This is a genomic window from Pseudalgibacter alginicilyticus (genome assembly GCF_001310225.1).
Classification (GTDB): Bacteria; Bacteroidota; Bacteroidia; order Flavobacteriales; family Flavobacteriaceae; genus Pseudalgibacter; species Pseudalgibacter alginicilyticus.
The window spans coordinates 2,767,404-2,792,285 of the sequence record NZ_CP012898.1 but is presented as its reverse complement, the minus strand read 5'-3'; the positions used below and the strand labels follow the sequence as shown (position 1 = coordinate 2,792,285).

15 protein-coding genes are annotated in these 24,882 nt (G+C 32.1%); 6 read left to right on the top strand and 9 right to left on the bottom strand.

Going from position 1 to position 24,882, the window contains the following annotated elements:
* The first annotated feature begins 36 nt into the window (after window positions 1–36).
* A complete protein-coding gene (locus tag APS56_RS11495; RefSeq protein WP_054728234.1) occupies window positions 37–1,170 on the top strand; it encodes an ATP-binding protein in 1,134 nt (377 codons plus the stop codon).
* A 202-nt stretch (window positions 1,171–1,372) separates the two neighbouring features.
* On the opposite strand, the gene APS56_RS11490 is transcribed toward APS56_RS11495, so the two are convergent.
* From APS56_RS11490 to APS56_RS11480, 3 genes are all read right to left on the bottom strand, one after another.
* The gene (locus APS56_RS11490; RefSeq protein ID WP_054728232.1) at window positions 1,373–2,563 is read right to left on the bottom strand and encodes a DUF1501 domain-containing protein; all 1,191 of its coding nucleotides are present in this window, start codon (window positions 2,561–2,563) and stop codon (window positions 1,373–1,375) included.
* 2 nt (window positions 2,564–2,565) lie between these two features.
* Window positions 2,566–3,945 (bottom strand): DUF1800 domain-containing protein, encoded by a 1,380-nt coding sequence (locus APS56_RS11485; RefSeq protein ID WP_054728230.1) that lies wholly within the window; start codon window positions 3,943–3,945, stop codon window positions 2,566–2,568.
* 86 nt (window positions 3,946–4,031) lie between these two features.
* Window positions 4,032–6,476 carry a helix-turn-helix domain-containing protein gene (locus tag APS56_RS11480; protein ID WP_054728228.1) on the bottom strand — a complete coding sequence of 815 codons (2,445 nt, stop codon included), beginning with the start codon at window positions 6,474–6,476 and terminating at the stop codon, window positions 4,032–4,034.
* A 353-nt stretch (window positions 6,477–6,829) separates the two neighbouring features.
* On the opposite strand from APS56_RS11480, the gene APS56_RS11475 reads away from it, so the two are divergent.
* Together APS56_RS11475 and pbpC are read left to right on the top strand one after the other, a co-directional pair.
* On the top strand, window positions 6,830–12,400 hold the full coding sequence (locus APS56_RS11475) for an alpha-2-macroglobulin family protein (protein ID WP_054728226.1): 5,571 nt from the start codon (window positions 6,830–6,832) through the stop codon (window positions 12,398–12,400).
* A 48-nt stretch (window positions 12,401–12,448) separates the two neighbouring features.
* Window positions 12,449–14,800, top strand: a complete 2,352-nt coding sequence (pbpC, locus tag APS56_RS11470; RefSeq protein WP_054728225.1) for a penicillin-binding protein 1C — start codon at window positions 12,449–12,451, stop codon at window positions 14,798–14,800.
* Here pbpC and APS56_RS11465 read toward each other — a convergent pair whose 3' ends face one another.
* The 3 genes from APS56_RS11465 to APS56_RS11455 all read right to left on the bottom strand — a co-directional run bounded on the left by APS56_RS11465 (window position 14,801) and on the right by APS56_RS11455 (window position 16,715).
* The gene (locus APS56_RS11465; RefSeq protein ID WP_157757660.1) at window positions 14,801–15,547 is read right to left on the bottom strand and encodes an endonuclease/exonuclease/phosphatase family protein; all 747 of its coding nucleotides are present in this window, start codon (window positions 15,545–15,547) and stop codon (window positions 14,801–14,803) included. It lies immediately after the preceding gene.
* A gap of 125 nt (window positions 15,548–15,672) precedes the next feature.
* Window positions 15,673–16,218 (bottom strand): YciI family protein, encoded by a 546-nt coding sequence (locus APS56_RS11460; RefSeq protein ID WP_054731360.1) that lies wholly within the window; start codon window positions 16,216–16,218, stop codon window positions 15,673–15,675.
* A gap of 20 nt (window positions 16,219–16,238) precedes the next feature.
* A complete protein-coding gene (locus APS56_RS11455; protein WP_054728221.1) occupies window positions 16,239–16,715 on the bottom strand; it encodes a CYTH domain-containing protein in 477 nt (158 codons plus the stop codon).
* A 32-nt stretch (window positions 16,716–16,747) separates the two neighbouring features.
* Here APS56_RS11455 and dinB point away from each other — a divergent pair, with 32 nt between their 5' ends.
* The 3 genes from dinB to APS56_RS11440 all read left to right on the top strand — a co-directional run bounded on the left by dinB (window position 16,748) and on the right by APS56_RS11440 (window position 21,968).
* A complete protein-coding gene (gene dinB, locus APS56_RS11450; RefSeq protein ID WP_054728220.1) occupies window positions 16,748–17,845 on the top strand; it encodes a DNA polymerase IV in 1,098 nt (365 codons plus the stop codon).
* Window positions 17,846–18,118: 273 nt separating this feature from the next.
* Complete coding sequence (locus APS56_RS11445; protein ID WP_054728217.1) at window positions 18,119–20,575, top strand: TonB-dependent receptor; 2,457 nt, start codon at window positions 18,119–18,121, stop codon at window positions 20,573–20,575.
* A 16-nt stretch (window positions 20,576–20,591) separates the two neighbouring features.
* Window positions 20,592–21,968 (top strand): DUF4374 domain-containing protein, encoded by a 1,377-nt coding sequence (locus tag APS56_RS11440; RefSeq protein ID WP_054728215.1) that lies wholly within the window; start codon window positions 20,592–20,594, stop codon window positions 21,966–21,968.
* Between the two features lie 101 nt (window positions 21,969–22,069).
* On the opposite strand, the gene pyk is transcribed toward APS56_RS11440, so the two are convergent.
* The 3 genes from pyk to rnc form a co-directional block, all read right to left on the bottom strand.
* On the bottom strand, window positions 22,070–23,512 hold the full coding sequence (gene pyk, locus APS56_RS11435) for a pyruvate kinase (RefSeq protein ID WP_054728213.1): 1,443 nt from the start codon (window positions 23,510–23,512) through the stop codon (window positions 22,070–22,072).
* Window positions 23,512–23,997, bottom strand: a complete 486-nt coding sequence (locus APS56_RS11430) for an IPExxxVDY family protein (RefSeq protein WP_054728211.1) — start codon at window positions 23,995–23,997, stop codon at window positions 23,512–23,514. The genes pyk and APS56_RS11430 overlap by 1 nt, the downstream gene beginning before the upstream one ends.
* Window positions 23,998–24,136: 139 nt before the next feature.
* Complete coding sequence (gene rnc / locus APS56_RS11425; protein WP_054728209.1) at window positions 24,137–24,880, bottom strand: ribonuclease III; 744 nt, start codon at window positions 24,878–24,880, stop codon at window positions 24,137–24,139.
* Window positions 24,881–24,882: the final 2 nt, after the last annotated feature.

The following is a 24,882-nucleotide window of genomic DNA, read 5'->3' as shown; positions in this document are numbered from 1 at the left end:
AAAGCCATCAAATTCCTGCCATAGCAGGAAATAATTATGATTAACAAACGCCTACTTATAAAACACCTTTTGGCTCATAATGATGAAAACAGCTTTTATGATAAAAAGCTTAAAATTGATATTGGACAAAAAGAAGGTAAGGCAAAATTTTTAAAACATATATGTGCGCTTTCAAATAGCAACCCAAAAAATAATTCATATATAGTTATTGGGGTTGAAAATGAAGAAAATAATATTGTAGGTGTTGATTTTTTTGATGATAGCAAAATCCAAAATCTCATTAATGCTTATTTAACCAATCCTCCCATTGTTCAATATGAAAATATTCCGTTTCCGCATTTACCAGACCATAAAGTTGTTGGTTTAGTAACTATTAGACCCACAGGGAAAATCACTTCACTCAGAAAAAATATTTGGAAATATTATGGCGGCTCAGTATTTTTTAGAGATGGAAGTATCAGTATGCCTAAAGTGTTTGATATTGAAATAAAAGATGTAAACTCTAAAATAGTAGAGGCCATTGAAATTAATGCTCAAAACAATATTGAGCACACTTTAAATGGCGTTTTTGATTTTATGCAAAAACGTAAAGATTACAATCCACAATACAAGGTTTTTAAAGAATATTTCGTGGTATGTTGGGCTGGTCAAAAAAAGGTTTTAAAAGATGAAACATTCTTTTCAAGAGTTGATATTGAATTGGTTAACGAACAAGTACGTTTATTCTTTTCTGCTTTAGATGAAGTCTCTATTTCCATTGATGACGATTCTTTTAAAATTATTGAGTATGTAAATTTAGGACTTCAAAAAGCAGACAAATACTATCAATTAGAAGAAACTATTATTAGTTTTGAAAACAACGCAACTTATTCCATTGAAACTAAATTACTGTTTGAACCACCTCAATATGATAAAAAAGCATTGTATCATATTTACAATGCTAATAATGCTATTTTAGAAAAACTCAAAACAGGAATCCCTTTGAATATTAATGAAGAACTAGATTTAAAAAATTTACCTGTAACCTATTTAATCTGCTACCTTAATTTGTTTCATGATGCTATAAAAAAACTCAACGAAGCAAAACCATATTTAAAAGCACATAGCTCCGAACTTTATGTTCTGTATAAAGAATCTATACGAATTCTAAGAAAATTGAAGTACAGTTAACTACTTTGTTAATAAAATTAACCATAAGTTAACTTTATAGATTGCGAGTTCCGAAAAAAATTCCGACATTTGTGTTGCTATTAATCAGTTTATATAAACCTTGTTTCTCCCGAACATTTCGGCATTGGAGCAAGGTTTTTTGTTTCCACACGGTCAGTCTTTAAAAGATTATTTTATTAAAAAATAAAGTTTGTTAATTGTGTTAGATAAAACTCAACTGATTGAACGATTTATTTAATATTTTTCTATCATCAACTTCCAACCATTTATCTAAAACAGTGGCATAAATGGTTCTGAAATCTATTTCAAATTTTAAATCGCCATTATCATCTAAATCACTTAAGCTTGCCATATTATTATACAACCCTGGCTTCTTTAATTGGTCTCCAATAATAAAAATATTATTTGCTGTTCCATGATCTGTACCAATACTTGCATTCTGTTTTACTCGGCGTCCAAATTCTGAAAAAGTCAATATTAATGTATCTTTAAAAGAATTACTATCTTTTAAATCATGAACAAATACCTCTATGCCTTCTGCATATGTTGCAAGTAATTTATCCTGTCTACCTTGTTGATTATAATGTGTATCAAATCCTCCTAAAGATAAATAAAACACTTTGGTTTCCAAACCTGAATTAATAAACTGAGCGGTTGTTTTTAATTGTTTTGAAAAAGCATTATTTGGATACGCTTTATTTGAAGAAACCGTTTTACTGGTTTCATAAATATACTTGGCTGAAGATTCGGCCGCAATAAGCGATTTATATAAATACCCTAAATTATGTTCACTTAAATGAGCATCATTTTGGTGTTTGTGAATATTTTTAAAATATGGGTCTTTAGAAAGGTTATAAAATGCCCTTGAATCCTGAGTAGCAATGGCATTTAATGTTTCGCCTTTCATGGCTAACGATAAACTATCATCTATTTCAATGGCACTATGAGGATGCTTTCCATAGTAATCTAAATAGCGGCCTATCCATCCGCTTTGCGAATATTTAATGGAATCTGTTGCTGTTTGCCATATATCCATAGACCTAAAATGAGATCGATTGGGGTTGGGGTAACCCACATTATTAATTATGGACACATTACTATTATCATACAAACGTTTCAAAGGTGCCAAGCTATTATTAAAGCCAACCTCATCATTAAGTTTTATAATATCATTTTTAGCAATTCCTAAAGTTGGACGTTCTTTATAGTATAAATCATTTCTGAAAGGAATGACTGTGTTTAAACCATCATTCCCTCCTGATAGTTGAATAATAACCAATCTTTTATAACCTAATGTTTTGCTAGCCACTTGCTCAAAAGCTTTTACAAAACTCGGAACAAAAAACAAGCTAGTTGCCAAAGACGATTGTTTTAAAAATTTTCTTCTGTTCATAGTTAACACATTTGATATTCTGGTAATGACATGAGTTGTACACAATACTCTTGCTTAGACACTTTGCTTAACGCTCCTAAATAACGACTGGCGCCATCATTCATTTTACAAGCCAATATGAGAGTTTCCAAATCATCTACATCTACATTTTTAAACACAGCGTTAAAAACATTCCAATCTGGAACCGTATTAAATCGTTTACCAAATTGTTTTTTAAAAATAGCTTTTTTAGTTTCTAAAAATCTATCAGTAGTTCCGCTTACTGCTTTAGAAATATAGGCATGATTTAAAAGTAATGAAGGTAATTTTAAACGCAACACAATGGTATTACTGTCTATCCAATTTCTACCACCTTTCCACCCTGCAACATTAGGCGGATTTAATAATATTTGCCCCAGTAGTTTTTGAATATTAAGTAACTGCTTCGCATTTTTAAAATCTACAGGAACTACATTTCTCATTCCCACTAATAACTCCATAGGCGATTTTATTTTTGTTCCTATGTTTTTTTCATCATAAAACCAATCAGAGAGTAAAATAAAACGCATAATGTTTTCAATATCATAGTCTTTATAAAACACATTTGTCATTTGATTTACATGCTCATCATTTATAGTGTCATTCACAAAATAACGATATAATTTACCACAAATATATTTGGCACATTGCCTCTCATTCAAAATAATATTAATGATATCATCGCCATTAAACGCCCCTGTTTTTCCAAAAAATGTTTTTACGCCTTCGTCATGTTGGCGCTGCCTAAAAACAAAATCACCTTCAAAATTATGGCCATAACCAGTGAAGGCTCTAGCACTTTCTTTGATATCTTCTTCAGTATAATTACCAACTCCTAAAGTGAATAATTCCATGAGTTCGCGAGCAAAATTTTCATTGGGTTTTTGCTTTTTGTTTTGCTTTGTATTTAAATATTTAGTCATAGCAGCTTCTTTTGAAATAGCCATCACAAAATCCTTAAAATTACCTAATGCATATTGACGTAATGTATTGTGGAAATTTTGTGTATATATATAATTATTGTCTTCGCATACAAAATGATTTGCCCAAAATAGAGTCATTTTTTCTCTCAGCAATTCTTTGGGGTATGTTAAGCGATCTATCCATGCCACATTCAACTCAAGTGTTTTTTCCCTACTTAGTTTTTGAATTTGATTTCTATTAGCCTTTATTGTATCAAAAGACCCCCCAAATAACTCTTCAAGGTCTGATACATCCACTTCTAAAGGTGTTATCTTTTTGGAAATTTGAAATAGGTTATCAACTACTTCCTTTTTGCTTTTCTTAGAAATATTTTCAAGTTCTGTTGGTAAAATACCAAAACCTACGCGCCAATACAAATGCTGAATGTGTTTCTGATTCATTGCTAAACTATTTTAATAATCTACTGAAATGCAGTTAAATATAGACTATATGAAACATAAATAGTTTAATTGGGATACTTAATTTTTTAAGTATTTAAATTTTTTGTAACCAAACGTATTTCCTCGTATGTAAATTTATCATCTATTTTACTTTTAAGTTCTGAAAGGTTTTCAAACTTCGTTTTTTCCAAAATATCTTTAAGTTCAAGATATTTTTCTTCAGACATTAAATCTATAATTTTTATTTCTCCAGTTGGAATAAAATAAGCTAAATGATTGCTGATAGTACCCACAGTAAGACTCCGTTCTTTAGCAATCTCAAAAACTGACAAACCATTTTTAAAAAGTTCAAGAGATACTAATTTGGTATCCTTCTTTTTAGATTTTTCTTCTTTTTCTTCTTTTTCTGCGAAAAGAGATGCCTTAGGTTCTAGGTTGTTTTTTGTGCAATAGGCATTGATAATTTCTAAAATGGCCTCACCATATTTTTCTACGCGTACTTTCCCCATACCGTTAACAGCTTTCAGTTGTTTTTGAGTTAATGGAAGCATTTCACACATGCCATACAAGGAGTTTTGATTAAAAATAACATAATGTGGTACATCTTCTTCATCGGCAAAATTGCCTCGCATCTCCCGTAATTGTTCAAATAAAACAGGGTGCTTCGTAGTGTCAGCATGCTGTGGTTTCTTTATAGTGGACTTTCGCTCTTGTTGAAACTTGGCTTTGGCACGCAGCTCCAGATATTTTAAACTAGAATATTCACCTTTCAAACCGTTAAAACAATGCAGTTTTACCATCAACTGCTCCTCAATACTATCTAACTGTTTATTGATATCCTTATCAATTTCCTTGTTTTCCGTAGCAAATGTTAAGGCTAAATAAGGTGTTTTAATTTTTTCTCTAGTATATTCCATAAAATAGTCTAATGCCTTTTGAATACGCTCTTGAATAGTGGGGTCTGTTTCAAATTTGGCAACATCTTGACTTATTTTTTTTAATTGCGCTATAAAACCAGCATTCACTTTTAAAAAATTTGTAATACTTTCTTTAAGGGTTTCTATAGGTGGTAACATATTCCCTTTGATGCTGCCCGAATTCTTATAATAAATATCTGTCAACCGATTCACTGGATACAAAAACCCATAAAAACTAAACAATTCTTGAATTAAATTAATTTGATAGGCTTTTTGAGATTCATTTAAAATTTCAATATTTGGAGGGTTATTTTCTACATTTTCGTTAAATGTGGTAACCCGAGCATCATTAATAATGCTATTGACATTTATAGGATTTTTTAAAACAATACCATCCAGTGTTCGGCATCTGCTTAACGCAACATAAGTTTGCCCATGTGCAAAAGATGCTTGGGCATCAATAATGGCTTTATCAAACGTAAGTCCCTGACTTTTATGAATGGTTATGGCCCAAGCCAAACGCAAGGGCATTTGCAAAAAAGAACCATTTAATTTTTCGGTAATTTCTTTGGTTTCTGAATTGATAGTATAACTAATATTCTCCCATTTTTCAGGTGTTACTATAATATTATATTCATCATCTGGACAATGCACAGTTATTTCATCTTTGTCCAAATGAATCACCTTGCCTATTTTCCCATTGAAATAACGTTTTTCGGGGTCACTGTCATTTTTCACAAACATGACCTGAGCCCCTTTTTTAAGCTCCAGTTTTTCATAAGTTGGAAACGAATATTCTGGAAATTTACCGTCTACTACTGCCTTATAAACAGACGATTCTTCTTTAATTCTTTCCAACTCTATTTGATTCATGTGGTTGGCTCTACTATTATGAGTGGTTAATGTTATATAACCATCATCTTCATGGGGTACAAAATTGGGGAGGTATCTTTTATTCAACTCATCAGCTGATTGACTTGTAAGCTTATTGTTTCTAATTTCATTTAGAATTTTAATAAACACATCATTATCTTGTCTATAAATATGTTTTAACTCCACACTGATGGCATTACAATTCTTAAAAACCTGACTACTAAAAAAATATGGCGTTTCATAATATGGTTTCAGCAGTTGCCACTCATCATCTTTTATCACAGGCGACAACTGTTGCAAATCTCCAATCATCAACACCTGCACTCCTCCAAAAACCTTCGTTCGATCTTTATAGCGTCTCAAAACTTGATCGATACCATCCAATAAATCAGCTCGTACCATACTAATTTCATCAATAATCAGTAAATCCAAAGATTTGATAATATCAATTTTGTTTTTATTGAATTTTCTCTGAAATTTAGAATCTGAATTTGAAACCTCTACGCCTTCTGGTAAAATTGGGCCAAAAGCCATTTGGAAAAACGAATGAATGGTAACCCCTTTGGCATTAATGGCAGCAACACCTGTAGGAGCCACAACCACCAATCTTTTGAAAGATTTTTCTTTTAAATTGTGTAAAAAAGTGGTTTTTCCAGTACCTGCTTTTCCTGTTAAAAACACATTTCTATCTGTTTTTTCAACAAAATCCCAAGCTAATTCAAGTTCAATATTTTTGGACATTTAGGTTTTTTCAATCAATACATTCTCTAAAAAACAAATATAGCGAAAGCTTTAGACTTAATTTTGTAACTTATCAAACGGTGAATAATACTCGTATTTAAATAAAGGATTTGTCGTGAACAAAGTCAAAAGCTTGATTCTTTATATTCTTTTATATTACGAATTACACCATCCAAACAAATTAGTTATAAATATCTTTTCCAAATTGAATCTTTGTGATTTATAAAAATTAACTTTATGAACAAATTAACATTCAACTGAAACTCAAACATCAAGATTCAAACGTAAATTTATTAACAAGAAACAACCTATATTTCAATTTGTTATTTATTTTCACTTAAATTCATCAATTCATGCCATTCAAAAATTTCTTTGCTTTTGTATTGATTTTCACATTAGCCGTTGCCTGCAAAAAAAAGTCTATAGAAACCGATAATCTGTTCAAATTTAAAGATTATATCAACTATACCACTTCTGGAATCAATTCTATAGCAAGTCCCATTCAGATTAGTTTAGCAACTGAAATTGAAGGTTGGGTAATAAGCCAAGAAATCACTGACAAAATAGTTAATATAGCCCCTTTCGTAGAAGGCAAACTGACAGTTGGAAACAAACATACATTACTATTTACGCCCGATGAATATTTGAAACCTGACACAGAATATACGGTAACAGTACAGTTAGACGACATATATAAAAACATACCCGATGGCTTTAAAAAATACACCTTTCAATTTAAAACCATAACGCCCAATTTTGATGTTGAAACCAGCCATTTACAATCTTACAGTAAACCATGGCAATACCTTGAAAGTGTTATAAAATCTGCCGATGTTATTACCCTTGAAGATGCTAAAACCTTGGTAGAAGCTTATCAAAATGACAAAAAATTATCTATAGTTTTTAATGAAGCAAATAAATCTTCCAAATATTTTGAATTTAAAATTGACAGCATTAATAGGTTAATAGATGATAGCGAGCTACTTATAAAATGGGATGGAAAATCAATTAAAGTAAACAATAAAGGCGAAAATAAAATCACAATTCCAGGTATTAACAATTTCACAATTGTAGATGTGGATGTAATACAATCTCCCGAACAATTTCTATCTATCAACTTTTCAGACCCTTTAAAAAAACAACAAAATTTTGATGGTTTGGTCACGATTCAAAATGTAAAAAAACCAAAATACATTGTGGATGGCAATGTGCTGAAAGTATATCCAGACAGCAAATTGGTTGGAAATGTTTTAGTAGATGTTTTTCAAGGCATATCAAATACCGATGGTTTTAAACTTAAAAAACCATTTTCTGAAACTATTGCTTTTGAAGAACTGAAACCTCAAGTTAAATTGATTAGTAATGGGAGTATTTTACCAAATTCCCAAGAATTAAAATTCAATTTTGAAGCCGTTAATTTAAGTGCCGTAGATGTGCGAATTATTAAGGTTTTTCAAAATAATATCCTCCAATTTTTACAGGACAATAATTTGTCAGACCAATACAATAACGATATTAAAAAAGTAGGTAGACGCATTGCAAAACAAACCATACAATTACAAACTCCAGCAGAAAATACAGGAAAATGGAAAGCCTATAGTATTGATTTATCTAAGTTTTTCAAAGCCGATGCTGGTGCTATTTATCGCGTGGAATTAAGTTTTAATAGAAGTTATTCGTTATACAATTGCGAAGCCAATCCAAGTGTTTCAAATTCAGAAAATGATGATTATGATGAGTATTACGAAGACGATTATTATGAAAATGACACGTTTGACTTTGATTCTGAAGATGAAGAATTACGAGAAGAGGCCTATTGGGATAATTTAGCCTACCGCTATAAAAACTACAACTACAATTGGCGTGAAGAAAACAATCCTTGCCACGATGCTTATTATGGAGAAAATAAAATCGTATCACAAAATTTATTAGCTTCCAATTTAGGGGTTATTGCCAAACAAGGTGCTAATAACTCCTATTATTTTGCAGTCACCAATATTTTAAACACCAATCCAGAGGCCAATGCAACGGTAACACTTTATAATTTCCAGCAACAAGAATTAGCAAGTAGAGCCACCGATGAAGAAGGATTGACCTTAATCGATTTAAATAAAAACGCGGCCTTTGCCATTGTTTCAAAAGGAACTAATAAAACCTACATAAAATTGGCTGATGGCAATTCGCTATCATTAAGCAAATTTGATGTGTCTGGAAACCGTTTACAACGTGGGCTGAAAGGTTACATTTATGGAGAACGTGGTGTTTGGCGACCAGGAGACACCTTGCATTTAACATTTATGCTGAACGATGCCACAAACAAACTCCCCAAAGAGCATCCAGTAAAAATGGAAATTACTGACCCCAACGGCAAATTAATTTATAAAAATTTGACTTCAGACCAACTGAATAACTTCTTCAAATTTACAGTTCCCACATCTACTGAAGATAAAACAGGAAACTATAACGCTAAGGTTTCGGTTGGTGGTGCTACGTTTTATAAAGGTTTAAAAATTGAAACTGTAAAACCCAATCGCTTAAAAATTAAGGTCGATTTTGAAAATGAAATTCTTACCAGTAAAGCACCCCTAAAAGGTACTTTGGATGTAAAATGGTTACACGGCATTCCCGGAAAAAATTTAAAAGCAGAAATTAAAGCCAAGTTCAGCGCTTCAAATACTGGTTTTAAAAACTATAAGGATTATGTTTTTAATGATCCAACCAGTCAGTTTGAAGCCGAAGAAATCAATGTGTTTGAAGGCAAAGTAAATGAGGAAGGTTTAGCCACTATCAACAATAAACTGCAAGTTAAAAACAATGCGCCTGGCATGCTGAATGTTCAATTTTTAGTTCGTGCTTTTGAAAATGGTGGCGATTTTTCCATAGATGCCTTTACCAAGCAATATGCGCCTTACGAATCTTTCGTTGGGTTAAAATCGCCAAAAGGCAATGACTACGGCTCCTTTTTTACAGACGAAAACCAAACATTTAATGTGGTGGTGGTTGATGCCAACGGAAAGCCCATAAAGCGCAACAATCTAGAAGTAAAAATCTATAAAATTGAATGGCGTTGGTGGTGGAATTCATCTTATGACAATTTATCGAATTACGTGTCCAGCAATTACCACAGACCGTACACCACTTCAAAAATAAATACGGATGCCAATGGTAAAGCGAGTTTTAACATCAACGTTCCAGAAAATGACCGAGGCAGATATTTAATTCGAGTGATAGACCCAATAGGTGATCACGCCACAGGAAGAACGGCATATTTCTATAAAAATTGGTGGTCTAATAGTACCTCTAAAGATAAAGAGGCTGCTAAAATGCTAGTCTTCTCTGCCGATAAAGAAAACTATAATGTCGGAGAAATTGCTAAAGTAACCTTTCAATCAGGAAGCGAAGGACGCGCTTTAGTCAGTATTGAAAATGGTACAGAAGTATTGGATTATAAATGGGTAAAAACCACTAAAGGCGAAACCGTGGTTGATATTCCATTAACCAAAGACATGGCGCCCAATGTATTTGTAAACATTTCATTATTGCAACCACATGCCATCACAGCTAACGATTTGCCAATTCGTTTGTACGGCGTTATTCCCATTATGGTAGAAGACCCAAATACCAAATTAGAACCTCAACTAAAAATGCCTAATGTATTACAACCAGAGCAACGTTTTGAGGTGCAAGTTTCTGAAAAAAATAAAAATGCCATGACCTACACCATTGCGGTTGTTGAGGAAGGCTTATTAGATTTAACACGTTTTAAAACTCCAAATGCTTGGGATGAGTTTTACAAACGAGAAGCTTTAGGCGTAAAAACCTGGGATGTTTTTGATGATGTTATTGGAGCGTATTCCGGAAGTATAGACCAAGTATTTGCCATTGGAGGCGATGGCAGTGCATTGGCTGGAAAAAACAAAAAAGCCAATCGTTTTAAACCAGTGGTCACTTATTTAGGCCCTTTCAAATTGGATGCCGGACAAACCAAAACCCATCAAATTAAATTACCGAATTACATTGGAGCCGTGCGAACCATGGTAGTAGCTGGCGACAACGAAAAAGAAGCCTACGGGAGCACCGAAAAATCAGTGGAAGTTAAAAAGCCATTGATGGTTTTAGCCTCACTTCCTCGGAAATTAAGTCCTGGCGAAAAAGTGACACTGCCTGTAACTGTTTTTGCCATGGAACCAAAAGTAAAAAATGTAACTATTAATTTAAAATTGGATGCTGGAATTTCAGTTATTGGTGATGCTTCAAAATCTCTTACGTTTACAAAACCTAATGAACAAATGACCTATTTTGAATTAGACGTAAGTAAAGCAAAAGGTACCCGTACACTAGAAGTTATTGCCTTAGGAAATGGCGAAAAAGCAACTTATAAAGTTGAATTAAATGTGGTAAATCCAAATCCAATTTCCTCTAAAGTCTTGGATAAAACCTTAGCTCCAAACACCTCTGAAACTTTAGAATTTTCAACCTTTGGAGTTGCTGGAACAAATTCAGCAACGGTAGAATTTTCAACCTTACCACCTATGGATTTTTCACGTAGATTACAGTATTTAATTCAGTATCCACATGGTTGTTTAGAGCAAACTACATCAAGTGTGTTCCCTCAGTTATTTTTAAATGATATTTTCAATTTATCCAATGGTAAAAAACAAGCCATTCAGAAAAATATTGAAAATGGCATTAAACGTTTAGGACTTTTTCAAATGCCCAATGGCGGACTCAGTTATTGGATAGGCGAGAATACTACAAATGATTGGAGTACCAGTTATGCTGGGCATTTTATGATAGAAGCCGAAAAGAAAGGTTTTGTATTACCACTGACTTTTAAAAGTAATTGGATTGCTTACCAAAAACAAGCTGCTAGGGATTGGCGACCAAGTTATAGAACTTATAATGCCGACTTAACACAAGCTTATAGATTATATACTTTGGCTTTAGCAGGAAATGCAGATTTATCAAGTATGAACCGTTTGCGTGAGTTTTCAGAAATATCTAACGAAGCTAAATGGCGATTAGCAGCAGCTTATGCTTTAGCAGGACAAGCAGAAGCGAGCAATCAAATTTTGGAATCAGCCAATATAAATTTTCAGCCACCAAAATATAATTATTACACCTATGGCTCTGTAGACAGAAATCGTGCTATGGCATTGGAAACAATGGTACTTACCAAAAATTCCAAAATGCGAGAATTAGCAGAAGATATTGCCAAAGATTTATCAAGTTCAAAATGGATGAGCACTCAAACTACGGCTTACAGTTTATTAGCTATAGCAAAAATGGTAGAAGCCAATGGTGGAAAAGCACTAAAAATAAATTATACCCTAAACGGAAAAACAGAATCTATTGATTCTAAAAAAGCCATGGCACAACGTGATTTAAAAATTATTAAAGACACAAATACCATAACTTTTAAAAATGAAAGAGACAATGTAGTTTATGTACGTGTTTTAAATTCAGGAAAATTACCTTTAGGCGAAGAATTGGAAGAACAACGTGGCTTAAGCATTCTGGTACAATACCAGGATTTAACAGGAAATAAAATAGATGTTTCTAAACTACAACAAGGTCAAGATTTTATAGCAACAGTAAGCGTTAGTAATTTGAAAAATACGCCGGTTAATGATGTGGCGTTAACTCAAATTTTTCCATCAGGATGGGAAATAGTTAATACTCGTTTTACAAATTTTGGAGATAATACAACCAGCCAATCACGTTTTACGGATGTTAGAGATGACCGCGTAAATTTCTATTTTGATTTGCCAGCAAAAGGAAAACATAGCACTAAAACTTTCAATGTGATGTTGAATGCCTCTTATTTAGGAACCTATTATCTATATGGCATTCAAGCAGAAGCCATGTATGATAATGAGTTTTTAGTGAGAACTAAAGGAAAATGGATTGTCGTTGAAAAATAAAATTAAAAATTGTCGTTACAAAATAAGTAGGACACTTTATAACATACGTTGAAACTCATAATAGACTACATAAAATACCATAAAATTAAATCAGCAATTATTGCTCTGATTTTAATTGTCTATTATTTTTGTTTGCCAAATCAGCTTTTTGAAGAGCCTACCGCAACCGTTATCACAAGTAAAAACAATGAGTTATTAGGCGCACTAATAGCAAGCGATGGGCAATGGCGCTTTCCTCATAATGATACTATTCCTGAGAAATTTAAAACCTGTATTCTTCTGTTTGAAGATGCTTATTTTTATAAGCATCCTGGTTTTAATCCTATTTCTATTTTTAAAGCTTTACATGAAAATTTAAAATCTGATGCTATTAAACGAGGAGGTAGCACTTTAACTCAACAAGTAATTCGTCTTTCTAGAAAAGGACAATCAAGGACTTATTTCGAAAAAATCAAGGAAATCATTCTTGCTACCCGTTTGGAATTTCGATATTCAAAGGACCAAATTCTATCTTATTATTCTAATAATGCCCCTTTTGGGGGAAATGTGGTAGGGCTTGATGCGGCGGCATGGCGTTATTTTAATAGAAATGCTAACGAACTCTCCTGGGCAGAAAGTGCCACATTAGCTGTTTTACCAAATGCGCCCAGTTTAATTTACCCGGGAAGAAATCAAGAACGTCTACTAAAAAAACGAAATAGACTTCTAAAAAAAATTTTAGATAATTCAATAATTGACACCCTTACTTATAACTTATCCATTGCTGAAAATTTACCTCAAAAACCTTATCCATTACCTCAAACAGCACCTCATTTATTACAAAAAATAGCACAATTATATTACGGAAAACACAAACAAACTACTATTGACAAAACCCTCCAAGAACGCACAAATTACATTGTAAAAAACCATTATTATCAATTAAAGCAAAATGAAATATATAACGCTGCCGTTTTGATTTTGGATGTAAAATCTAGACAAGTTATAACTTACGTTGGCAATACACCAACCGACAAAGCCCATCAAAAAGACGTAGATATTATTGATAAACCACGAAGTACAGGGAGTATTTTAAAACCTTTTTTATATGCCGCCATGTTAGATGCTGGCGACTTACTTCCTAATACCTTAATTCCAGATGTCCCTACGCAATTAGGAAATTACACACCTGAGAACTATAACAAAACCTATGATGGAGCTATCCCTGCAAGTCGTGCGTTGTCTCGCTCATTAAATATCCCTGCCGTTAAGATGTTGCAAGAGTTTGGTCTAGATAGGTTTCATCATTACTTAAAAACACTTCAGCTTAAAAACTTAAAATATGAGCCCAATCATTATGGTTTATCTCTCATTCTTGGTGGTGCTGAAAGTAATTTGTGGGATTTGTGCAAAAGTTATGCGTCACTATCTTCAAGCTTAAATCATTTTTCTGAAACCTCAAGCGAGTATTTTTCAAATGAATTTTGTGAACCGACTTTTTTTGCTTCAGAAAAAGTAGATTTTGGTGAAAAAACAAAAGACAAAACTCTTTTTGACGCTGCTTCCATTTACTTAACTTATGAAAGCTTAAAAAAAGTCAATCGTCCTGAAAACAATGAAAATTGGGAATTTTTTGATGGTTCAAAACAAATAGCTTGGAAAACAGGTACCAGCTTTGGGTTTCGAGATGCTTGGGCCATTGGTACTACCAAAGATTATGTAGTTGGTGTTTGGGTGGGTAATGCCGATGGAGAGGGGCGTCCTGGTTTGGTAGGTATTCAAACAGCTGCTCCCATTTTGTTTGACGTGTTTGATTTACTTCCAAATAGCAAATGGTTTACAAAACCATTTGATGAAATGAAAAAAATTACAATTTGTAAACAAAGTGGTCATAGAGCGTCACCAAATTGTAATGATATTGAAGAAACGTTTATTCAAATTAGTGGACTAAAAACAAAACCTTGTCCGTATCACGTTTTAATTCATCTTAATAAAAATGAGAGCTTTCAAGTAAATACCTCCTGTGAAGATTTAAATAATATAACACATAAATCGTGGTTTATATTGCCCCCATTAATGGCATATTATTATAAAACTAAAAATCCGTTTTATAAACCACTTCCAAAATTTAGAAGTGACTGTTTAAGTGAAAATAGAGTTTCTATCGAGTTTATTTATCCCAACGACCACAATAGCATTTTCTTACCTAAAGATTTTAATGGAAAAACCAATGAATTAATTTTAAAAATCGCACATTCAAAACCAGCAAGCACGGTATTTTGGTATATTGATGAAACTTATATTGGAACCACCAAAGATTTTCATGACATGGCTATAATTCCAAAACAAGGGAAACATATAATTACTGTTGTTGATGAATTTGGTAATGAAGCAAAACGAGTTTTTGAAATTTTAGAATAGTTATCTTCTAACTACGGTTTTAATCATGGCATGATCGCTTTTAAATGTCCTAATTATTTCTGATGTTACAATTTGTAAATCTTTAGAAACCCATATTTGGTCTATGGAAAGAAGGGGTATGTTCCAAAACCAAGTTTCTCTAAAACCATTTCCATTAGATGTGAAATAAAAATTATACTCTTTCTTTAAATCATTTAAAAAAAGAGATTCTACCGGAATATTAAAATCTCCTAAAATTATAGCTTTCTCTTTATTTTTACTTATTGAATTAAAAAACTGATACTCCCAACTTCTAGGAACATCAGCACTTCCAACCATATCAACAGCATAAAAATTAATCCCATGTGTTTTAAAAATAATAACCGTAGAATTATAATTAGAAGTTTCTTCTTTTATAATATCTATAGGCATTTTTGAAAAAATCCAAATCTCTCTTTCTGATTTATAAAAATGAAAATCAGGATATTTTAATTGTAAAGAAGCTATGTTACTTTCATTGGATTCCGTTAAAACTAAAACGTCAGGGATGCTTTCATACTCTATAAAAGCCTTTTCAAAATTATTTTTCCTATAAGCATTCCAAAATACCACTTCTAAATCTGATTTCAGTATAGGTTTTTCAAAACTGAAACTATAACTTCTTCCAATCCAAATTACAAACAATAACCCTGCTAATATTATATTATATTTTCCTTTTTTTCCGAGAAAAACTGAAAGCGCTAATACAATAAAAATTATAACAGGCAATGCAAACAGATAAAAATACAATGAAGAAAAATAACTGCTATCTTTTATATAAAAGTGCAGTATTAATAATGTTAGAATGATTATTACATTAAAAATAAAATATACTGCTTTGATAAATCTCCACATTACCTTAACGAAAACCCTTTGGCTCCCCACCACGGACGTACTTCAACTTCAAGCCTACCCGCTTGCACCATGGGATCAGATTTTGCTAAACTATCTGCCATTTTTAAGTTAGGCACATTGTAAATAGTGATACCACGAAGATTCCCTTCATCAGCAAAAGGTCCAGAAATATCAGCATATCCTAACTCATACATTTTTGTAAGATGCTCTAAATGCTCATGTTGCAATTGTTCAACTTCTGCTTCAATAGTGGGTCGAATAGATCCTTCTTTTAAAAAGGCAATGAAATATTGCTGCATCAAAATAGTGTCCTGTGTTACTTCATCAACATAATCAAAAGTTTTAAACCCCTTGGCTTTTAATTCTGCTTTAATTTGTTTTGTTGATTTTTCTACAGATGCTTTTACAACTTCAATGATAGAATCTGATTTTGCATCAATCGCTTCATGTAGGTCTTCATTCATTTCTGATACCGATGTTTTCGGTTCATCTTTACATGAAAATACACAGGTGATTATGAGTAATACGAGAATCGCTTTTTTCATACTTAAGTGTTTATTTATTACTATATTCCATGCCATATTTTAAAAGGCTTTTTACTTAATTGTGAATTGTAATATTGAATTTGTCCTGTTACCTCTTCACCTAACCAACTTGGTTTTTCAAAAGTTTCATTTTCAGATTCCAATTCAATTTCTGCAATGGTTAAACCTTCATTATCTCCAAAAAATATGTCTATTTCAAAAGTATGGTTTTTTACTTTTACTTCATAACGTTCTTTATCAATAATTGTTGGTTCGCAGAGTTTTAATAGAGCTTCAGCATCTATTTTGTCAATTTCCTTTTCCCATTCAAATCTAGATAATCCATTCTTTGACGACATTCCTTTAATTGTTAAAAAACCTTTATCTCCTTTTAATCTAACTCTAACTGTTCGAGATTTATCCGTATTTAAAAACCCTTGTATAATTCTGGTTTTTTTTAAAGCCTCTGTTTTAAACGCATTAGAATTTACCAAAAATTTACGTTCTATTTCTATCATCAACAATTTAATTTAATGCCTAAATTTACAGTATGCTAACCGATTTACCAATTAGAAAGATTATTCATATAGATATGGATGCGTTTTACGCTTCAGTAGAACAAATGGACAACCCTGATTTAAAAGGAAAACCCATTGCTGTTGGTGGAGGTGGTAAACGGGGTGTTATTAGTGCTGCAAGTTATGAAGCTAGAAAATTTGGAGTTAAAAGTGCCATGTCTGGAAATTTGGCTGCAAAATTATGTCCTGATTTAATTTTTGTGAAAACAAACTTTGACCGATATATTGAAATTTCTAAAAAAATTAGAAAAATATTTTTTGATTATACAGATTTGGTAGAACCTCTTTCGTTAGATGAAGCTTATTTAGATGTTACTAAAAATAAAAAAGGCAACCCTAGCGCCTCAAAAATTGCTGAAGAAATTCGAGCACGAATACTTAACGAAATAGGCTTAACAGCGTCTGCAGGTATTTCAATTAATAAATTCATTGCTAAAGTTGCGAGTGATTATAATAAACCAAATGGACAAAAAACGGTAAACCCAGAAGAAGTTATTGCCTTTTTAGAACAGCTAGATATCCGAAAATTTTATGGAGTTGGTAAAGTAACGGCTGAAAAAATGTATCAAAAAGGTATTTTTACAGGTTTAGATTTAAAACAAAAATCTATAGATTATTTGGATAAGCATTTTGGAAAATCTGGACATTATTACTATCACGTGGTTAGAGGTATTCATAACAGCGAAGTAAAACCTAATCGTATTAGAAAAAGTTTGGCCGCTGAAAGAACTTTCAGTGAAAACCTATCTTCTGAAGTTTTTATGCTTGAAAAATTAGAGCAAATAGCAAATGAAGTTTCACGGCGTTTAAACAAAAGCAAAGTAGCAGGTAAAACAGTGACTTTAAAAATAAAATATAGTGATTTTACTTTACAGACTAGAAGTAAAACTTTACCCTATTTTATTAGTGATAGAAATATATTATTAGAAACGGCTAAGGACTTATTATTTCAAGAAACACTTAATAATTCCGTTAGATTATTAGGGATTTCCATATCAAATTTAAACATCGAATTATCAAAAAAATCAGAACAAAAAAGTGTAAGTGTTCAGCTTAAGTTTGAATTTTGAACTGGTATCCAACAGCTTCTATCTTTAAAATCAATTACTACCCAACAAAAACAACGGATTTTAACCACTATTACTTCAAATTTATAGCATAATAAACAAGCTTATTATTTAGATTAATTAAATATAATCTTATTTTTATTAAAATAAATCAATATTAAAACGCTATTTCTTTCAATTTAATAAATTTTTTGTCAAAAACTTTAATTTTCAATAAAACCTCTATATTTATTTGGACTTAGTCTAAATAAGATTAATTTTGACAAAAAATTGTACATGTTTCTAACCAAAAAATATTCAGTCATTTTATTGTTTTTATTAAGCATGACTGTATTTAGTCAAACGGGAAGCATTAATGGTGTAGTGACCTTTGATAATAACGATCCTGTTTTAGGAGCTTATGTTGCTTTAAAAGGTAATTCATTTATAAAAGAAGCTTCAACTGGTGTTGGTGGTGACTTTTCTTTAAAAGCCATTCCTTATGGCAAATACTCCTTGGAAATTTATTCCTTAAATGCCAAACCAAAAACTATTGAAGTTATATTAAATTCAAGCCAAAAAACAATAAATACAAGCTTAACCTTAACTGATTTTCAAGATTTAGATGAAATTTTAGTTAAAACAAAAACAGCTAAGAAAAAAATTGAAGAAGGCGGTTTTGCGGTATCCATTATAGAAACAAAAGAAGCGTCATTAAGAAATTTAACAACTAATGAGCTATTAGATAGATCTGTTGGAGTACGTATAAGACAAAATGGAGGAATAGGTTCTGATGTAGAGTATAACCTAAACGGGATGTCTGGTAGCACTATTGGAATATTTCTTGATGGCTTAGAAATTTCTACTTACGGTCAATCTTTCAATCTAAACAATATACCCACCTCAATGATTGAACGTATTGAAGTATATAAAGGTGTGTTGCCATCACACTTAACAGGAGATTATGCTGGAGGAGCTATTAATGTGATATTGAAAAAAGATGTCTCTCAAAATAACATTACATTGGCTACATCTTACGGTTCTTTTAATACAACCCAATCTGATATTGGCCTTACCCTTCGTGAAAAGAAAACGGGACTTTCTTTTAGAGGGTCGGCTTTTCATATCTATACAGATAACAATTATGAAACTTGGGGTAGATCTACAACTTACGTAAATTACTTAGGACAAATTACCAGACCTTATCGTGCTAAACGCTTCAACAATATTTATAAATCATTAGGAGGACGTTTTGAAGTTGGTTTTACTGACACAAAATGGGCAGACCAATTTTTTATAGGCTATAATGGGTCTAGCAACTATAAAGAAATTCCGCATGGTACCACTATGGCCGTACCTTATGTAGGAAGATTTAATGAAACTGAAGCTCGTGTAATTCTACTTAATTATAGTAAGAACAATTTTCTAACAGAAAATTTATCATTAAAAATTAATGCAGCAAGAAGTTATCGCAGTACTTTTTTACAAGACACCATTGGCATTGCCTATAATTGGGATGGTACACCAAGAGAGGTTATTGAATATGGGGAGAGAGTTCCTCTTAAAACATTATTAGGAGGTCAACAAGGAGAAAAAACCATCACTAATACTGATAGAAAAATCACTAACATGCGTTCAAACTTGGGCTATATGATAGCTGATAGTCATCGTATTTCTTTAAACCATAAGTATGAAGCAACAGATAGAGAAGATGATGATTTATTAAATGAAATAAATCAAGATTATGCCACAGTAAGTACAATATCTCAAAATATAATTTCTATTAATTATGAAGCAGAAACCTTTAATAGAAAGCTAAAAACCAATTTATTAGGTAAATATACATACAATCATACGAGTCAAACAGAATATGATATTACGACAACCGATGGTGTGAATTCTATTGTAAGAAATGATACTGTTTCAACTAACTCTAATTTTGGTTATGGCGGAACTTTATCTTATAATGCCGTTTCCGATTTATACATTATCGCATCTACCGAAAACTCATATGTATCTCCTAGTGAGCGACAATTATATGGATCTCCAGAAACTAATATTCTTCCAAATACACAATTAAGTCCAGAAAAAAACATTAATTATAATTTAGGTTTTCGTTTGGGAGCTTTAGAATTTAATAAGCATAAAGTTTCGGTTTATGCAAATGCTTTTTGGCGTAATGGATATGACAAAATTACACAACAAGCTGTTGTTGAGTCTGAAATTGAAGAAGAAGCAGAAGCAGATATTCAAGTAACTCGCTATGTAAATCTTGGGAAAACGCAAGCTCGAGGTTTCGAAGCCGAAATTATCTACATCTATAACAACAGATTAAATACGTCTTTAAATTTTTCAAAATTTAATAATGTATTTAAACAAGAAGTCGATGAAAACGACAATGCGCATTCTCTATTTGGGCAACAAGTTCCCAATGAGCCCTTTTTTACTATTAATGGAAATATACAATATAGATTCAATAATATTTTTCAAAAAAAATCCATTTTAAACACATATTACACTATTGGTTTTGTGGGAGAATATTATACGGTTTGGGGGCAACCAGAATGGTCTAAAACACCTAGTCAAGTTTCACATGATGTCGGACTAAGTTATCGTTTTCCTTCTCAAAAATTAGTAGCAAGTATAGATATAAAAAACCTGTTTAACGCAGAAATCTATGACAATTTTGCGATACAAAAACCAGGTAGAGGTATCTATTTCAAATTAAATTATATAATCAGTAAATTTTTATAATCAAAATCAATTAATCATGAAAAAAAATCTATTTAAAATAGGATTATTAAGTATAGCTATAGCTTTTAGCAGTTGTAGTAATGATGATGACCAACCAGGAGGAACAACCGATCCAGATCCAGTTGATGAAACGCGGTATATTACGTTAACAGCATCATTCCCAGACGATGATGGAACTGGAGGTAATGGTGGTACTCGTGCATACGGTATTACCGTAGAAAATGCAGAAGATCCAAATTATATTGTAGACCTTTTAAAATATGAAAATGGAGCCTTTGTAGAAGGTATTGGTTTAAAATCTAGCCGTACTGCTCGTGTTCAAGCTTCTGCTGATGGTAAATACTTATACAACATACAATATACAGGTACCGAAGGTGGTGTGTTTAACAAATATCTTGTTGGTGAAGGAGGAGACTTTGAAGAAGTAGGATACGAATTGAATACAGCTGCCATTTTAGGAACAGCGCCTCGTTGGATGAAAGCTGCTGAAGGGCTTGGGATTGGTGTTTATGCAAGTTCATATGATGTAGAATATGAAGGAGAAGATGGAAATTACACTTTTTTAAGTGCTGAAAGTGAAATTAAAATAGCCGTATTAGACTTAGATCAGACTGCCATTATAAACACAGCGATATTTGATTTTCCTTGGACAGATGAAGAAAAAGCAGCTGGTTACAATGTAGGACGTGTAGATGTACCTATCTTAAACGCTGCCCAAACTAAAATTTTTATTGGATGTAGAACAAGAAAATATGACACTTCAGCAACCCCTACTTTAGATGAAGATGGTGTACCAACTTGGCCTTATGGTGAAATTGATGGTACAAAAACCTTAGTATTAGACTATCCTTCATTAAAAAATCCTAAAGTTATTACTTCTACTAACTCAACAGAAGTTAACAATTCATACCGTACTATGACACAATATGTTGGTACAGATGGTCATGTATACCAAGCAACTGCTACATCTGGTGCAGATATTCTTCGTATTAGTAGTACTACTAACGATTATGATCAAAGCTATCATTTTGATTTAAACACAGCATTAGGTGTTACAGGAGCATCCATTAAAGCTTGGAGATATGTTAAAAATGGAATAGGTGTTGTATTGTATACATTAGCTGATGTTGACGGAGGATACGTTGCTTTAATTGATTTAAATACACCTTCAAATTCTGTTAAATTATCTACAGATGTTGAAACTGATGTTGATTTAGAATCTACATTAAGCCAGTTCCAATATATTGGTCTTGTTGGAGATACTGCTTATGTGCCATTAACTCCTTCAGGTAAAGAAGGTGCTATTTATGTTATAAATACCTTAACAAAAGAAATCAACAAAGGTGCTACGTTAAAAACTATTTCTGGTAGTTATTATTTAGGAGCCTACTAAGTTATCTAAAACAACATATCTTAGAACATTATTACATAAATAAAGCAGGCATAATAATTATGCCTGCTTTATTTGTATATAAGAAGTTGAAAAATTATTTATTAAAAACTACAAGTTTCTATTTCTGTAACTCTTAAGGTATTAACCATTCCCTTATCTTTCATTGGCATTGCAGCTAAACTAATTAGCATATCACCAACATCTAAATAACCTTTTTTACAAGCTATAGCATTCACATCTTCAATTGTTTCATCTGTACTTACAAACTTATCATAATGAAAAGCTTTAACACCCCAAAGCAAGCTAAGACGAGTTAAAATACGCTTGTTTGATGTAAATACTAAAATATGTGCAGATGGTCGCCAAGCAGAAATTTGAAATGCTGTGTAACCACTATTTGTTAAAGTTGAAATAGCTTTAGCATTAATTTCATTTGCCATATTAGCCGCATGGTAACAAATAGATTTTGTTATATATCGATTAGTACGAATATGTGGTGGTAATTGTGGCACTTTAATAAGTGGTGAATCTTCCACATTTTTCAAAATATTTGCCATTTGCTTAATCACTTGCACAGGATATTCTCCTACTGAAGTTTCTCCAGAAAGCATAACAGCATCAGCGCCATCCATAACCGAGTTGGCAACGTCATTAACTTCTGCTCTAGTTGGGGTTAAACTATTTATCATAGTTTCCATCATTTGAGTAGCAATAATAACAGGTATTCTGGCCTTTTTGGCTCGTAATACCAATTGCTTTTGAATAAGCGGCACTTCCTCTGCAGGCACTTCTACACCTAAATCGCCACGAGCCACCATTAAACCATCGCAATAAGCTACAATCTTATCAATATTTTCAACAGCTTCTGGTTTTTCAATTTTTGCTATAATTGGTATTTTATGATCTGAGTGTTCATTAATTAAGTCACGAAGTTGAATTAAATCTTCTGCATGACGCACAAAAGATAAAGCTATCCAATCTACTTCTTGACCGATAGCGAAAATAGCATCTTCAATGTCTTTTTCTGTAAGAGCTGGCTGAGAAATATCGGTATTCGGTAAGTTTACTCCTTTCTTTGATTTTAATGGTCCTCCTTGCACAACCACAGCTTTTACCTCATCTTTTTTATTGGTAGAAACTACTTCAAAATGCAACTTTCCATCATCTAAAAGAATACGTTCACCTGGTTTAGCATCTAATGGAAACCTTTCATAAGTCATGTAAACACGTTCTTTGGTTCCTACAAATCGCTCTCCTGTTGCAAAAATAATTTCATCTCCTGGCTCAACAAAAATATCGTCTTCCATAACGCCTACACGAAGTTTTGGACCTTGTAAATCTGCTAAAATAGCAGCTGTAAATCCAAACTCTTCATTAAGGTCACGTATCATTTTAATACGTTCGGCAACATCTTTATAATCGGCATGGGAAAAATTGATTCTGAACACATCTGCTCCTTGCTCAAGCATTCCCTTTAAAACTTCTTTAGTACTTGTAGCAGGTCCAAGGGTTGCTACTATTTTGGTTTTTTTTGTTACTGGCATTAGCTAAAAATTAAATTGTCTTTTGATTTTAATTGACTTCCGTCTATAATATATGCTGTTGCTATTTGAGGTATTTCTAATATCCTTTTTATTAGCTGTTTTTCTTCATTAAATTTAAATTCATCGTCTATCTTCAAAAAATAATTAACATTTTTACATTCTGGTATTAAATAATGTATTTTAGTGACTTGTTCTTCAGTACTAAACAGTGAGTTATGATTTGCTTCTTGATATACCTTAGTTTTGCAGGTATTAGAAACTAAACTCCATGTGATTAGTTGTTTGCAATCTTCCCATTCAAAAATAGAATAGGTGGATTTTCCATTAAAATAATCAAGGTCTTGCTTCCTTCTTATTAAACTAATCTTTAAGTTTTTATTTAAAAGATATGCTAAACGGTAATCTTCTATTGTACAATGTATAGCTATCAAAGTATGGGATACCTCATCAAAAATATCATTAAGAATAAGTTTGTGTACAGCCATAACTTATATTAAACAAGATGTAAATATAATCTAAAATTAGATAGATGCTGTAACTTTATAGGAATCTTAAGAGAATTTGTAACTAAAACGTTATAGTAGCAAACAATTTATATAACAACGTTTTTTAAGGAAAACACATTTATTTAAATTGTGAAATTCTATTTTGAAAGGCAAAAAAAGCACGTTTAGAGGCTTTTTCTTCAGCCTTCTTTTTTGAAGTAGCCCTGGCCTTAGACACTACTTTTTCATCAATAGATAGTTTAACGGAAAAATGTCTGACATCATCATTACCAGTATCTTCATAAACGTTATAATCAAAGGTTTTTTTCTCCTTCTGACACCATTCTATGAGTAAACTTTTATAACTAATAACCTTTCCCTCAAGTGTTTCTATATCTACATAAGGAATAATGACTCTTTTATAAATAAATTTTTCACAATGTTTATAACCTCTATCTAAAAATATGGCTCCAACCAAAGCTTCAAATAAGTTTCCATGAATATTCTCACCAAATTGACCTGATGGAATTTTACTTTCAACTAATGATAAGAGATTGAGTTCTTTTCCTAATTCATTTAAATGCTCTCTACTGACAACTTTGGATCGCATTTTTGTTAAATAGCCTTCGTCGCCACTTGGCACTTCAAGATATAAATGCGAAGCAATAACGGCACTTAGCATGGCATCACCCAAAAACTCTAAACGCTCATAATTAATAGCATTACCTTCACTGTCCTTAATATTCATAGAACGATGAGTAAATGCTTTTTTGTAAATACTTGTATTTTTAGGTTTATGTCCTAAAATCTTAGTTATTTCCATAAAAAAATTCCCGTTAGCTTTAGAACGGGAATTTAATATGTTACGAATGCTGTATTTCATTC